The sequence below is a fragment of the Pseudomonas sp. ES3-33 genome, assembly GCF_000952175.1.
Lineage (GTDB): Bacteria > Pseudomonadota > Gammaproteobacteria > Pseudomonadales > Pseudomonadaceae > Aquipseudomonas > Aquipseudomonas gregormendelii.
Genome location: NZ_JZRI01000147.1, coordinates 96540 through 109906, shown reverse-complemented (window position 1 = coordinate 109906; position 13367 = coordinate 96540). Strand labels below are relative to the sequence as shown.

Genomic DNA, 13367 nt, shown 5'->3' with positions numbered 1-13367 from the left:
CGGGACGCTCCGTATAATGCCGGCATCGCCATTGGTATGGATTAACGGATTGCATATGACTGAACAGCGCCCAATCGCGGTCCTGGGAGGCGGAAGTTTTGGTACCGCCGTGGCCAATCTCCTGGCTGAAAACGGGCATCAGGTCCGACAGTGGATGCGAGATCCGGAGCAGGCCGAGGCCATCCGGGTCAATCGTGAGAACCCGCGTTACCTCAAGGGCATCAAGATTTTGCCAGCGGTGGAGCCGGTCACCGACCTGCAGGCCACGCTGGACGCCTGCGACCTGTGTTTCGTCGCGCTGCCCTCCAGCGCGTTGCGCGCGGTGCTGATGCCGCATGCCGAACGTTTGAGCGGCAAGTTGCTGGTGAGCCTGACCAAAGGCATCGAAGCCCACACCTTCAAGTTGATGAGCCAGATCCTTGAGGAAATCGCCCCGCAGGCCCGCATTGGCGTGATCTCCGGGCCGAACCTCGCCCGGGAGATTGCCGAGCATGCGCTGACCGCCACAGTGGTGGCCAGTGAAGACGAAGAGCTGTGCCAGCGCGTGCAGGCGGCGTTGCATGGCCGCACGTTCCGCGTTTATGCCAGTGCCGACCGCTACGGCGTGGAATTGGGCGGGGCGTTGAAAAACGTCTACGCGATCATCGCTGGCATGGCGGTCGCGCTGGGCATGGGTGAAAACACCAAGAGCATGCTCATCACCCGGGCACTGGCGGAAATGACCCGCTTTGCAGTGAACCAGGGTGCCAACCCGATGACGTTCCTGGGGTTGGCCGGCGTTGGCGACTTGATTGTTACCTGTTCATCGCCCAAAAGCCGAAATTACCAGGTGGGTTTTGCCCTTGGCCAGGGCTTGAGCCTGGAAGACGCGGTGACGCGCCTGGGCGAGGTCGCCGAAGGCGTTAACACGCTCAAGGTGCTCAAGGTCAAGTCTCAGGAAGTGGGCGTATATATGCCGCTGGTCGCCGGACTGCACGCGATATTGTTTGAAGGGCGCACGCTTGAGCAGGTGATCGGGCTGTTGATGCGCGGCGAACCGAAAACCGACGTCGACTTCATTTCTACCAGTGGTTTCAACTGAATTTATCTGCGCACGTCCAATCTATTGAATCAGGGAGCGAGAAATGAACGAACCAAAAGAAGAAGCCAAGTACGAGTCCATTCTGCTACGCGTGCTGTGGATGATCGTTTACGTGCTGGTCTGGCAAGTCGCGCAATTCATCCTTGGCGCAGTGGTGCTGGTTCAGTTGATCTATCGTTTGATCTACGGTGCCCCGAGCGCCAGCCTGATGAACTTCGGCGATAGCCTGAGCCAGTTCCTGGCGCAGATCGGTCGTTTCGGCAGCTTCCACAGTGACCAGAAGCCCTGGCCTTTCGCCGACTGGCCGACGCCGCGCGCACCTGAGGGTGAAGCGCCGCACGCAGTGCCGCCAGCACCGCATCCGGCCCGAGATGAGGAACCGAAACTATGAAACTGTGGGTATTGCGCCATGGCGAGGCTGAGCCGCACGGCACACGTCCTGATTCCGAGCGGGAATTGACGGCGAGTGGCCGCGCCGAAGTGTTGCGCAGCGCTGCTTTGTTAATCAGCGAGCCGTTGACGGCGATCTACGCCAGTCCTTTCAAGCGTGCGCAGCAGACGGCAGAACTGGTGCGTGAAGCCCTGGGTTTCAAGCCGGATATTCGCACGGTCGATTGGCTCACTCCCGATTCCCGCCCACAAGCCGTGGCGGAGCAGCTGGTATCTGTCGATTATGCGCTGCTGGTGAGTCATAACCCGCTGGTGGGCAATCTGCTCGGGTATCTGCAGCATGGTCATGTGCAGGATCCGGAGCGAGTGTCTACGGCCGGACTGGCTGAGCTGGAGGGCGATTTACCGCTCGCGGGGGCGATGAAGCTCAACAGTATCAAGCATCCTTGATTCTGTAGCGATCGCCGTGGGAGCAAGGCTTGCCCGCGATGAATGCACTGACGCACAACTGGCCACCGAGGCGACCCCATCGCGGGCAAGCCTCGTTCATAAAGCAATAAAATAACCAACCAAGCAATCGCTTGGTTGACTACGCTTGCTCCAGACCAATAAAAGGAGCGAGTCGCATGTCTGGCGCTTTTCGATTGCCTCTGGATGTCTTCTACGAGCGTGAAGCCCGCCATCCCCGCCAGCGCTATCTGGTGCAACCCACGGGCGGCGGACGGGTTGAAACGCTGACCTGGGCCGACGTCGGCCATCAGGCACGCTGCGCTGCCCACTGGCTGCGAGCTCGGGAATTGCCCCAAGGCAGCCACATCGCCCTGATCTCGAAAAACTGTGCGCACTGGATCATTGCCGACCTGGCGATCTGGATGGCCGGCCATGTGTCTGTTCCGCTCTACCCCAATCTGACTGCCGAATCGGTGAGCCAGGTGCTCGAGCATTCCGAAGCGGCGCTGGCGTTCATTGGCAAGCTCGACGACTGGCCAGGCATGTCCCGGGGCGTTGCCGCCCATCTGCCGACCATCAGCCTGCCACTGCACCCTGCGGGTACTTTCAATTTCAGCTGGGCCGACCTGCAGGCCAGTTCTCCCATACAGGACGATCCCAAACCTGCCGCAGACGAACTGGCGACCATCATCTACACCTCCGGCACCACCGGCATGCCCAAAGGCGTGATGCACAGCTTCGCCAATCTGGGTTTCGCCACGAGCCGGGGCACGCAGTTGTTCGGCCTCAACGAGTCTGACCGCTTGCTGTCCTACCTGCCGCTGTGTCACGTGGCCGAGCGGATGTTCGTCGAACTGGCGTCGATCTACACCGGGCAAACGGTGTTCTTTGCCGAGAGCCTGGACACCTTCCTGACCGACCTGCAACGCGCCCGGCCCACGGCCTTGTTTGGGGTGCCCAGGATCTGGACCAAATTCCAGATGGGCGTCTACAGCAAGATCCCGGCAAAGCGCCTGGATTTCCTGCTTGGTTTGCCAATCATTGGCAAACGCGTGGGGCACAGAGTGCTCGCCGGGCTTGGCCTGGATGCGTTGCGTGTCGCGTTATCCGGCGCAGCTCCGGTGCCGCAGACGTTGCTGCTGTGGTACCGCAAGCTTGGGCTGGATGTGCTGGAGGTCTACGGCATGACCGAAAGCTGTGGTTACTCGCATATCTGCCTGCCCGGCCAGCAGAAACCCGGCTGGATCGGCAAACCCTGCCCCGATGTCGAGGTACGTATCGAACCCTCCGGAGAAGTACTGGTACGCAGCGGCGCGACCATGCTCGGTTACTTCAAGGAACCGGAGAAAACCGCCGACACCCTCACCGCCGACGGCTTTCTGCGTACCGGGGACAAAGGTGAGGAAGACGCCGAGGGCAACCTGCGCCTGACCGGACGCCTGAAGGAAATCTTCAAGACCAGCAAAGGCAAATACGTGGCCCCGGCGCCCATCGAAAATCGCCTGGCGGTGCACTCGCGCATCGAGCAGGTGTGCGTGGTGGGCGATGGCTTGAGCGCGCCGCTGGGCTTGTGCGTGCTGTCCGCCGTCGGCCAGCAGGACGCTGGGGGCACTGGTCGCGCGAGCCTGCATGCGAGCCTGGAAAAACTCCTGGAGGAGGTCAATGGCGCCCTGGATAAACATGAACGGTTGCGCCGCCTGGTGGTGGTCAGGGACAGCTGGGCGGTGGAGAACGGGTTCCTCACGCCGACCCTGAAGATCAAGCGCAATGTGATCGAAGCGGCTTACGGTGGGCGGTTCGAGGAATGGAGCGAGCGCAACGAGACCGTGCTGTGGCAGGATTGATTGACGAACAAAACCAACAAAGGATGTCAGCGATGAGCCTGTGGCGCACCACCCCGAACATTGAGCAGTTGAACGCTATCCAGAAAAACACCATTGGCGAGGTGCTGGATATTCGCTTCGAAGCGTTCGACGACGAGTCCCTGACCGCGAGCATGGTCATCGACCATCGCACTCACCAGCCCTATGGCCTGCTGCATGGCGGCGCCTCGGTGGTGCTGGCCGAGTCCGTGGGGTCGATGGCCAGTTACCTGTGCATCGACGCCAGCAAGTTCTACTGCGTTGGCCTGGAGATCAATGCCAACCACCTGCGTGGCCTGCGCAGTGGCCGGGTGACGGCAGTGGCCAGGGCGATTCACATCGGCCGTACCACCCACGTCTGGGATATCCGCCTGACCAGTGACGAGGGCAAGGCCAGTTGCGTGTCGCGCCTGACCATGGCCGTGGTGCCGCTGGGCGAGAATCCTCCGGCGCGCTAAGGTTTTGAAGTCAAAAGATCGTCCGAACGCGGCCCGAGCCTTCGGACGATCTTTTGATCTCGGCGATATCTCCTACCACCATTCCTGACCGTTATGGTCATTGCCGTAACCCACCGTCTTACGGACAATCACCCCATGTTCTCGCTCATGGATTTGCCGGTATGCCGCAACAGATATTCTTCGCACACGCCAACGGTTTCCCCTCCGGAACCTATGGCAAATTGTTTGCGGCGCTGGCACCTGAGTTTCAGGTCACGCATCTGCAACAGCACGCCCACGATCCGCGCTTTCCGGCGGACGACAATTGGTACAACCTCGTGGATGAGCTGATCCATCACCTGCAACAGCAACCGGAGCCGGTGTGGGGCGTCGGCCATTCCTTCGGCGGCGTGCTGCACCTGCATGCCGCGTTGCGCTGCCCGGAGCTCTACCGCGGGGTGGTGATGCTCGATTCGCCGGTATTGACTCGTGCCGATCAATGGGTGATTCGCGCCGCCAAGCGCTTTGGCTTCATCGATCGCCTGACGCCGGCCGGCCGCACCCTGGGCCGGCGCGAAGAATTCCGCGACATGGACAGCGCCCGCCGCTATTTTGCTGGCAAAAGCCTGTTTCGCAGCTTTGATCCGGAGTGCCTGGATGCCTACCTGCTTCACGGATTGCATCAGGTTGGCGACACCTTGCGATTGCGCTTCGATCCTGCCACGGAAATCAGTATCTATCGGGGCGTGCCCCATACCAGTCCTGGCCGGGCGCGGCAGTTGAAAGTGCCGCTGGCGGTGGTTCGCGGGCACAAGAGCCGGGTGGTCATGCGCCATCACGCCAGCGCCGTGGGACGCATGCCGCTGGGTGAGTCCCTGACCATGCCCGGCGGCCACATGTTTCCACTCGAGCGCCCCCAGGATACCGCCACGCTGCTGAAAAACCTGTTCAGCCGCTGGCAAGCTCGTCCCAAGCAGGATTGCGCATGAGCCATGCCGTTGAAGAAATTCGCCTGAACCTGCCGCACATCGAATTGGCGGCACACTTGTTCGGGCCTGAGGACGGACTGCCCGTGATCGCCTTGCACGGCTGGCTGGACAACGCCAACAGCTTTGCCCGGCTGGCGCCCAGGCTCCATGGCCTGCGTATCATTGCCCTGGACATGGCCGGGCACGGTCATTCCGGACACCGGCCCGCCGGTGCCGGCTACGCGATGTGGGACTATGCCCACGATGTACTGCAAGTGGCCGAGCAACTGGGTTTGCAACGCTTTGCGCTGCTGGGCCATTCGATGGGGGCGATTGCTTCATTGATCATCGCCGGTTCACTGCCGGAGCGCGTCACGCACCTGGCGCTGATCGACGGCATCATTCCTCCTACGGACGATGCGGAAAATGCCGCGCAGCGGATGGGCATGGCCTTGCAGGCGCAACTGGACCTGCGGGAGAAGCGCAAGCCGGTGTATGCCACGCTCGACCGGGCCATCGAAGCGCGGATGAAAGGCCTGGTAGCGGTAAGTCGCGAAGCCGCCGAGTTGCTGGCTCAGCGCGGGCTGATGCCGGTGCCGGGCGGTTATACCTGGCGCACCGACAACCGCCTGACGCTGCCTTCGCCCCTGCGCCTGACCACGGAACAGGCGATGACCTTTGTGCAGCGGGTCAGTTGCCGAGCCAAACTGGTGGTCGCCGCCGATGGCATGCTCGCCAGACATGAGGCGTTGCTGGAGCGTCTACCCTTCAGCCGGGAACAACTGCCAGGTGGCCATCATTTGCACCTGAATGATGAGGCTGGCGCGGATCTTGTCGCAGACTGTTTCAATCGGTTCTTCACCGTTCCTTGACTTGCGCCTGGCAACTGTCGAGGCTGGGCGGCTTGAAATGGGAGACAACCATGAAAGATCTCTACACCGCAGCGACCCCGAATGACCAACAGGTCGTCCCGCGTGCCCAGGGCATGCCGATCCGATGAGTCTTTCCATGCGCTCACTCAGTTTTTTCGCGCTGTGCTGTTTCAGTGCCCAGTCGTTTGCGGCCGACTTGCCCGGTAGCCAGGACCTGCCGATGCTGCCGCGGATGGGCGATGCGCAAATCGTCGACTATCGACCCGCCGTGGAAATGGAACGGATCTATCCGCTGGGGTCGATCCGCAAGATCAGCGGGCAGTTGCGCTTTGACGGACAGGTCACGGCGCGTGGGCAGACCACTTCCGTCACCTACGAACTGCCCCCGGAACACTCTTCCACTGACGCTTTTACCGCGGCCCGTGAGGCCTTGCAGAAGCAGGGCGCCGAGTTGTTGTTCTGGTGCCAGGCGCGTGACTGCGGGGAGAGCAGCCTGTGGGCCAATGAGGTGTTTGGCAACGCAAAACTGTACGGGGCCGATGATCAACAGGCCTATCTGCTGTTGCGTCTGGCGGCGCCCCAGGACAATACCCTGGTAGCGCTCTACAGCATCACCAGGGGCAATCGTAAAGCGTATCTGCATGCCGAGCAGTTTGACGCCGCCGCGCCACTGGGCGAATTGCTGCCGACCTCCGCCACCTTGCTGCGACAGCTTAAAAGTACGGGCGAACTCGACTTTGCGAAGTTGTCCGGCGCGCCCGACGAGACCTGGTTGCGCTTGCTGTCGCGTGGCTTGAACCTGGATACCGGCCTGCGGGTCAGTGTCTCCGGGCCGAACGCCGAAGCCTGGCGTCAGGCGCTGGTAAAGCAGGGCGTGCGCGCGGCAAGGATGGAAACCGGCAGCAACGAAGGCTCTGGCCTGCACATCGAACTATTGCGATAAGCTTCATCAGGCGAGCGCCGGATGCGCGCTCGCCGACTCTTTCCTGACTGACGAGACCTACATGATCAACAATGATCGGCTGTTGGTGCAGATCCTGCTCCTGGTGCTGTTTGGCGCGAGCTTATGGGTGATGGCGCCGTTCTGGTCGGCGTTGTTCTGGGGGGCGGTGCTGGCATTTGCCAGTTGGCCATTGATGCGACTGCTGACTCGCTGGCTCAACGGTCGCGAATCCCTGGCCGCCGCCGTGCTGACCCTGGGCTGGATGTTGCTGGTGGCTGTACCCCTGGTATGGCTGGGTTTCAACCTGGCCGATCACGTGCGCGATGCCACCGCTTTCATCAAGGACGTGCAGGTCGACGGCCTGCCCGAGGCCCCGACCTGGCTCGGTTCGATTCCGCTGATTGGCGAGCGGCTGGTGGGGATCTGGGACAGCATCGACCAGCAGGGCGCAGCGATGATGCTGGCGGTGAAGCCGTACCTGGGGCAGGTCGGCAACTGGCTGCTGGCCCGCAGTGCGCAGATCGGCGGCGGTATCCTCGAACTGACCTTGAGCATCGTCTTCGTGTTCTTTTTCTATCGCGACGGACCGCGCCTGGCGGCCTTCGTCCATGGCTTGCTCGAACGATTGATCGGCGATCGCGCCGGCTATTACATCGAGCTGGTGGCCGGTACGGTACAGCGGGTGGTCAACGGAGTGATCGGCACGGCAGCGGCGCAGGCGTTGCTGGCGTTGGTCGGGTTCCTGATTGCCGGCGTTCCCGGGGCCCTGGTGCTCGGTATCGTGACCTTCCTGCTCAGCCTGATTCCCATGGGCCCGCCACTGGTGTGGATTCCGGCGACGGCGTGGCTGGCGTGGAAAGGTGACTACGGGATGGCGGTGTTCCTGGGGATCTGGGGCACATTCATCATCAGCGGCGTCGACAACGTGCTCAAACCCTACCTGATCAGCCGGGGCGGCAACCTGCCGCTGGTGATTGTGTTGCTGGGGGTATTTGGCGGCCTGATCGCATTCGGCTTCATTGGCTTGTTCATCGGCCCCACGTTGCTGGCCGTGGCCTATAGCTTGTTGACTGACTGGAGCAAGAGTCACGCCCGCATAGAAGAGCGGCGCTGAGGGAAAAAGCTGGTATTGCCTGAGCTGTCGGGACGATTTACCGATCATCGGGTCCCGCAGCGCCGCTGGTTCCGCTACAATGCGCGCCGATTTCGTCCTGCCTGAGAGCCCGCCCATGTCCGTCTGCCAGACTCCTATCATCGTCGCCCTGGATTTCCCCACCCGTGACGCCGCACTGAAGCTGGCCGATCAACTGGACCCGACTCTCTGCCGGGTCAAAGTGGGCAAGGAGCTGTTCACCAGCTGTGCGTCGGAAATTGTCGGCACCCTGCGCGACAAGGGTTTCGAAGTATTCCTCGACCTCAAGTTCCATGACATCCCCAACACCACCGCGATGGCGGTGAAAGCCGCTGCGGAAATGGGCGTGTGGATGGTCAACGTGCACTGCTCCGGTGGCCTGCGCATGATGGCTGCGTGTCGCGAAGTGCTCGACCAGCGCACGGGGCCAAAGCCGCTGTTGATCGGCGTGACCGTGCTGACCAGCATGGAGCGCGAGGATCTGGCAGGTATCGGCCTGGACATCGAACCGCAGGAACAGGTACTGCGCCTGGCTGCATTGGCGCAAAAAGCCGGAATGGATGGCCTGGTGTGCTCGGCGCTGGAAGCCCAGGCCCTGAAATCGGCTCACCCGTCGTTGCAACTGGTGACGCCAGGTATTCGTCCGGCCGGCAGCGCCCAGGATGATCAACGCCGCATCCTGACCCCGCGGCAGGCGCTGGATGCCGGTTCGGATTACCTGGTGATCGGCCGTCCGATCAGCCAGGCGGCTGATCCAGCCAAGGCGTTGGCTGCCGTAGTCGCCGAACTCGCCTAACCGGCTCTAAACCTGTGGGAGCGGGCTTGCCCGCGATAGCGATGTGCCAGTCAACATTGATGTCGACGGACACGCCCTCATCGCGGGCAAGCCCGCTCCCACAGGGTTTTGATTCAGTCAGTGACAGCGTTACACCTTCAGCACCAACTTGCCAAAGTTCTCCCCGCTGAACAACTTCATCAGCGTCTCCGGGAACGTCTCCAGCCCTTCGACGATATCTTCCTTGCTCTTGAGTTGTCCCTTGGCCATCCAGCCCGCCATTTCCTGCCCGGCGGCGGCGAACTGCGCCGCGTGGTCCATCACCACAAAGCCTTCCATGCGAGCGCGGTTGACCAATAGCGACAGGTAATTGGCGGGTCCCTTGACTGCCTCCTTGTTGTTGTACTGGCTAATGGCGCCGCAGATAACCACTCGCGCTTTCATCGCCAAGCGGCTCAGCACTGCATCAAGAATATCGCCGCCGACATTATCGAAATAGACGTCTACCCCTTTGGGGCATTCACGCTTCAGGCCGGCGTGCACATCTTCGTTCTTGTAGTCGATAGCGCCGTCGAAACCCAGTTCCTCGATCAGGAACTTGCACTTGTCCGCGCCACCTGCGATGCCGATCACACGACACCCCTTGAGCTTGGCGATCTGCCCGGCAATGCTGCCCACAGCGCCAGCGGCGCCCGACAGCACCACGGTGTCGCCTTCTTTTGGCGCGCCGACGTCGAGCAAGGCGAAGTAAGCGGTCATGCCCGTCATGCCCAGCGCTGACAAGTAGCGTGGCAGCGGGGCCAGTTTCGGATCGACCTTATAAAAACCCCTTGGCTCGCCGAGGAAATAATCCTGCACGCCAAGGGCACCGTTGACGTAGTCGCCGACGGCAAAACCGGGATTGTTCGACGCAACGACTTTGCCCACGCCCAATGCACGCATGACTTCGCCGATACCGACTGGAGGAATGTAGGACTTGCCCTCGTTCATCCAGCCACGCATGGCAGGGTCCAGGGACAGGTATTCGGTTTTGACCAGGATCTGTCCTGCGCCCGGTTCACCAACCGGTACTTCCTGATAGGTGAAGGTTTCGCGGGTCGCCGGGCCCACCGGACGTTTGGCGAGCAGGAACTGGCGATTGGTCTGGGTAGTCATGACAGGCGCTCAAGAGGGATGAAGCCTTGTTGATAGCCCTTCATGACCCAGGCCGCAAGTCTCGCTGATACGGCGAATGCAGTTCGATCCAGAGCAGTGATAGTCACCCAGGCAGTTTCATCACTGCTACTCATGAGCAGCCAACCGGCCTCTTGATAGTGCTGACGTGCTGCAGGCACCTGTGTCTAGACTGGGTGCACGCACTTTCCCGGCTTTCTTCGAGGACATGACAATGAGCATGACGTTTTCTGGTCAGGTAGCAGTAGTGACGGGCGCCGGTAATGGTATCGGCCGCGCGACTGCCCAGGCATTCGCCGCTGAAGGCTTGAAAGTGGTGGTCGCCGACCTGGACACGGCAAGCGGCGAAGGTACCGTGGCGCTGATTCGTACACTGGGCGGCGAAGCGACCTTCGTGCGCTGCGACGTCACTCAGGAAAGCGAAGTGAAACACCTGATGGACGAGGTGGTGAATGCCTACGGGCGCCTGGACTATGCCTTCAACAACGCCGGCATTGAAATCGAGAAGGGCAAGCTGGCGGACGGCACGCTTGACGAGTTCGACGCCATCATGGGGGTCAACGTCAAAGGCGTATGGCTGTGCATGAAGTATCAGCTGCCTCTGCTGCTGGCCCAGGGCGGTGGCGCCATCGTCAACACGGCTTCGGTGGCGGGCCTGGGCGCTGCGCCGAAGATGAGCATCTATGCGGCGTCCAAGCACGCAGTGATCGGCCTGACCAAGTCAGCTGCGATCGAGTATGCGAAAAAGAAAATCCGGGTCAATGCCGTGTGCCCTGCTGTGATCGACACCGACATGTTCCGCCGAGCTTATGAGGCGGATCCGAAGAAGGGCGAGTTCGCCAACGCGATGCACCCGGTCGGTCGCATCGGCAAAGTGGAGGAGATCGCCAGTGCGGTGTTGTACCTGTGCAGCGATGGCGCCGCTTTCACCACCGGGCACTCCTTGGCAGTGGACGGCGGCGTAACGGCCTTCTAAACCCGCCCGCTTTGCACAAGCCTGCGCAGACGCTGCTTAGGACGCTGCTTAGGACGCTGTGTAGGCGCTGTCGAGTGCAACGAGGCTGCGATCTTTTACTGTGTCACCCAAGTAAGATCCAGCCACTTTCTATGCGTGTGATCCGCAGGCTCGCCGCTTCTTCATGGCGACTTCGCCGGATCGACCTCCAGCGTTCTGAAAACGACGGGTGCGTAGCTTTTTGCCATTATTCCGACGTCAGAGTCTTGTGTTGCCTGGGGCCCGTTGCGAATCTGCTTGAATAGACTCGATCAAGGGACCCAGTGCAATGAAATCGGCCGTGCAAGGACGTTTTGCCAACCTCGGTATGGCAAAAAAAATGGGTGTGGGGTTTGCCTTGGTACTGTTGTTGACGGCGCTTATCGCGGCAATCGGCGTATGGTCGTTGCAGGCCATCAGCCAGCGCTTCAATGATCTCAAACAGATGTCCTCGCTTAATAGCGGCCTGCTCAAGGTGCGCTTGCTCGAGCAGGAGTACGCCTTGCGGGGCGACGCTAAAACCGTCGAGGCCTTGCACGCCGGGGTCGACGAGCTGATTGCCCTGGCGACCGGGCTCAAGCAGGCCTCTGCAGCGAATGTGCCGGTGATGAATGACGTGGAGCAATCGCTGGCGGCTTATAGAAAAGCCTTCGACGAGTTCGTCTCGCTCAGCCAGACCAAGGACCTGGCCTTGGAAATGGCCAATTGGTCAGTCTCAAGCGTTGCCAACAACCTCGATGTTTTGCAGGCCGGGCTCGCCGATGATGGGGCTTACACCCTGAAAGAGTCCCAGGGCAAGGATGGCGCGCAATTCATCGAACAGGCCGGTCAGGTCAGTCAGGTCTCGCGGTTGATGCTGCAGGCGATGAACGAGGCACGTGTACGCCTGGACTTGAGTCGCAAGGGTGATGACGGCGCCGGCCAGGGCAAGATCGAGCAGGCTGACCAGGCGCTGGCCCAGGCTGAGCAGCTCAAATCCACAGTCCTGGATGACGGCTACAAGACGGTGCTCAACGAAGTGACTGGCCACATTGCCGGTTTCAGCGAAAAACTCGCGGAGTACACCGGGCTGCTGGCTCAGGAAAAGACCGTCTATGCGCAGTTGCACCAGCGTGCCGCCCAAGTGGTGGATCGAGTGGACCAGGCCTATGTCGCCGAAGATCAGTCCATGCAGGCAGAGCTGAAAAAGAACGCATTGCTGATCATCGGTTCCTCTGTGCTGGCACTCCTGGCCGGCCTGATTGCCGCGTGGGTGATCACCCGCCTGATCGTGGCGCCTCTGCGCAGTGTGATCCAGGTCGCCCAGCGAATTGCATCGGGGGATCTGAGTGCGACGGTCGAGGTGACCCGGCGCGACGAAATCGGTCAACTGATGCACGCCATGCAGCAGATGGGGACCGGGCTAAGCACCATCGTCAGTGGCTTGCAGGCCGGCATCGAACAGTTGGCCAGTTCGGCGCAGTCGTTATCGGCAGGCACCGAGCAGACCAATCTTGAGGTCAGTAGCCAGAAGGAGGAAACCGAGCAGGTAGCCACCGCGATGAACCAGATGACCGCCACCGTGCATGACGTCGCGCGTAATGCAGAGGAGGCCGCTCAAGCGGCGCAGACGGCGGACAGCAAGGTCGAAAGCGGACAGCAAGTGGTGCGCCAGAGCATGGCCCGGATCGAGCTGCTGGCGGATTCAGCGACCTCGGCCAGTTCAAGCATTGAAAGCCTGAGCGCCGAGATCCAGAACATCGGCACGGTGCTCGGCGTCATCAAGAGCGTGGCCGAGCAGACCAACCTGCTGGCGCTGAACGCGGCGATTGAAGCCGCGCGCGCCGGAGAGCAGGGCAGGGGCTTCGCAGTGGTTGCAGATGAAGTTCGAGCCCTGGCCAAGCGCACCCAGCAATCGACCGAGGAAATAGAACGCCTGGTGAGCGCCTTGCGTTCTGCGGCGCACTCATCGGTGCAACAGATCCAGAACAGCGGGGAGCTGGTCAAGCTGGCGGTGAGCGATGCACTGCAGACCGAAAGTGCCTTGGGCAGCATCGCGGCTGCCGTGTCATTGATTCAGCAGATGAATCAGCAAATTGCTGCAGCCGCCGAGGAACAGAGCTCGGTGGCCGAGGAGATCAATAGAAGCGTAACGAGCATCCGTGCCAGCGCCGACCAGTCTTCGCTGGCGATGCAGGGCAATGCCGCTTCCAGTATCGAGCTGGCGCAGTTGGGGATAGAGCTGAAGGGGATGGTGGGGCATTTCAGGCTCTGACTCTGCAGGCGCGAGCTCGCGATGGTCGTCAACGAT

Annotated in this window: 13 protein-coding genes and 1 pseudogene; 13 read left to right on the top strand and 1 reads right to left on the bottom strand. The window is 61.2% G+C overall.

Annotated elements, in window-relative coordinates; all coding sequences use genetic code 11:
• The first annotated feature begins 55 nt into the window (after window positions 1-55).
• From UB23_RS24115 to pyrF, 10 genes are all read left to right on the top strand, one after another.
• Window positions 56-1081, top strand: a complete 1026-nt coding sequence (locus UB23_RS24115) for an NAD(P)H-dependent glycerol-3-phosphate dehydrogenase (protein ID WP_045061763.1) — start codon at window positions 56-58, stop codon at window positions 1079-1081.
• 43 nt (window positions 1082-1124) lie between these two features.
• The gene (locus UB23_RS24110; protein ID WP_045061762.1) at window positions 1125-1472 is read left to right on the top strand and encodes a DUF4389 domain-containing protein; all 348 of its coding nucleotides are present in this window, start codon (window positions 1125-1127) and stop codon (window positions 1470-1472) included.
• Window positions 1469-1921, top strand: coding sequence for a phosphohistidine phosphatase SixA (gene sixA / locus UB23_RS24105; RefSeq protein ID WP_045061761.1), 453 nt, complete (start codon window positions 1469-1471; stop codon window positions 1919-1921). Before UB23_RS24110 ends, sixA begins: the two co-directional genes overlap by 4 nt.
• Before the next feature lie 176 nt (window positions 1922-2097).
• Complete coding sequence (locus UB23_RS24100; protein WP_045061760.1) at window positions 2098-3765, top strand: AMP-binding protein; 1668 nt, start codon at window positions 2098-2100, stop codon at window positions 3763-3765.
• A gap of 32 nt (window positions 3766-3797) precedes the next feature.
• On the top strand, window positions 3798-4241 hold the full coding sequence (locus UB23_RS24095; RefSeq protein WP_045061759.1) for a hotdog fold thioesterase: 444 nt from the start codon (window positions 3798-3800) through the stop codon (window positions 4239-4241).
• A 161-nt stretch (window positions 4242-4402) separates the two neighbouring features.
• Window positions 4403-5209: an alpha/beta fold hydrolase gene (locus UB23_RS24090; protein ID WP_045061758.1), complete on the top strand. Its 807-nt coding sequence runs from the start codon at window positions 4403-4405 to the stop codon at window positions 5207-5209.
• The gene (locus UB23_RS24085) at window positions 5206-6060 is read left to right on the top strand and encodes an alpha/beta hydrolase (RefSeq protein WP_045061757.1); all 855 of its coding nucleotides are present in this window, start codon (window positions 5206-5208) and stop codon (window positions 6058-6060) included. Before UB23_RS24090 ends, UB23_RS24085 begins: the two co-directional genes overlap by 4 nt.
• A gap of 136 nt (window positions 6061-6196) precedes the next feature.
• Window positions 6197-7003 (top strand): DUF4892 domain-containing protein, encoded by an 807-nt coding sequence (locus UB23_RS24080; RefSeq protein WP_045061756.1) that lies wholly within the window; start codon window positions 6197-6199, stop codon window positions 7001-7003.
• Between the two features lie 61 nt (window positions 7004-7064).
• Window positions 7065-8117, top strand: a complete 1053-nt coding sequence (locus UB23_RS24075; RefSeq protein ID WP_045061755.1) for an AI-2E family transporter — start codon at window positions 7065-7067, stop codon at window positions 8115-8117.
• 115 nt (window positions 8118-8232) lie between these two features.
• Window positions 8233-8931: an orotidine-5'-phosphate decarboxylase gene (gene pyrF / locus UB23_RS24070; RefSeq protein ID WP_045061815.1), complete on the top strand. Its 699-nt coding sequence runs from the start codon at window positions 8233-8235 to the stop codon at window positions 8929-8931.
• 129 nt (window positions 8932-9060) lie between these two features.
• On the opposite strand, the gene UB23_RS24065 is transcribed toward pyrF, so the two are convergent.
• Window positions 9061-10065: an NADP-dependent oxidoreductase gene (locus tag UB23_RS24065; RefSeq protein ID WP_045061754.1), complete on the bottom strand. Its 1005-nt coding sequence runs from the start codon at window positions 10063-10065 to the stop codon at window positions 9061-9063.
• A 232-nt stretch (window positions 10066-10297) separates the two neighbouring features.
• On the opposite strand from UB23_RS24065, the gene UB23_RS24060 reads away from it, so the two are divergent.
• The 3 genes and pseudogenes from UB23_RS24060 to UB23_RS30910 all read left to right on the top strand — a co-directional run bounded on the left by UB23_RS24060 (window position 10298) and on the right by UB23_RS30910 (window position 13331).
• A complete protein-coding gene (locus UB23_RS24060) occupies window positions 10298-11059 on the top strand; it encodes an SDR family oxidoreductase (protein ID WP_045061753.1) in 762 nt (253 codons plus the stop codon).
• Between the two features lie 307 nt (window positions 11060-11366).
• A pseudogene (locus tag UB23_RS30915) lies at window positions 11367-12632 on the top strand (HAMP domain-containing methyl-accepting chemotaxis protein); the annotation flags it as partial.
• Window positions 12618-13331, top strand: coding sequence for a methyl-accepting chemotaxis protein (locus tag UB23_RS30910; RefSeq protein ID WP_412548513.1), 714 nt, complete (start codon window positions 12618-12620; stop codon window positions 13329-13331). The pseudogene UB23_RS30915 and the gene UB23_RS30910, both read left to right, overlap by 15 nt.
• Window positions 13332-13367: the final 36 nt, after the last annotated feature.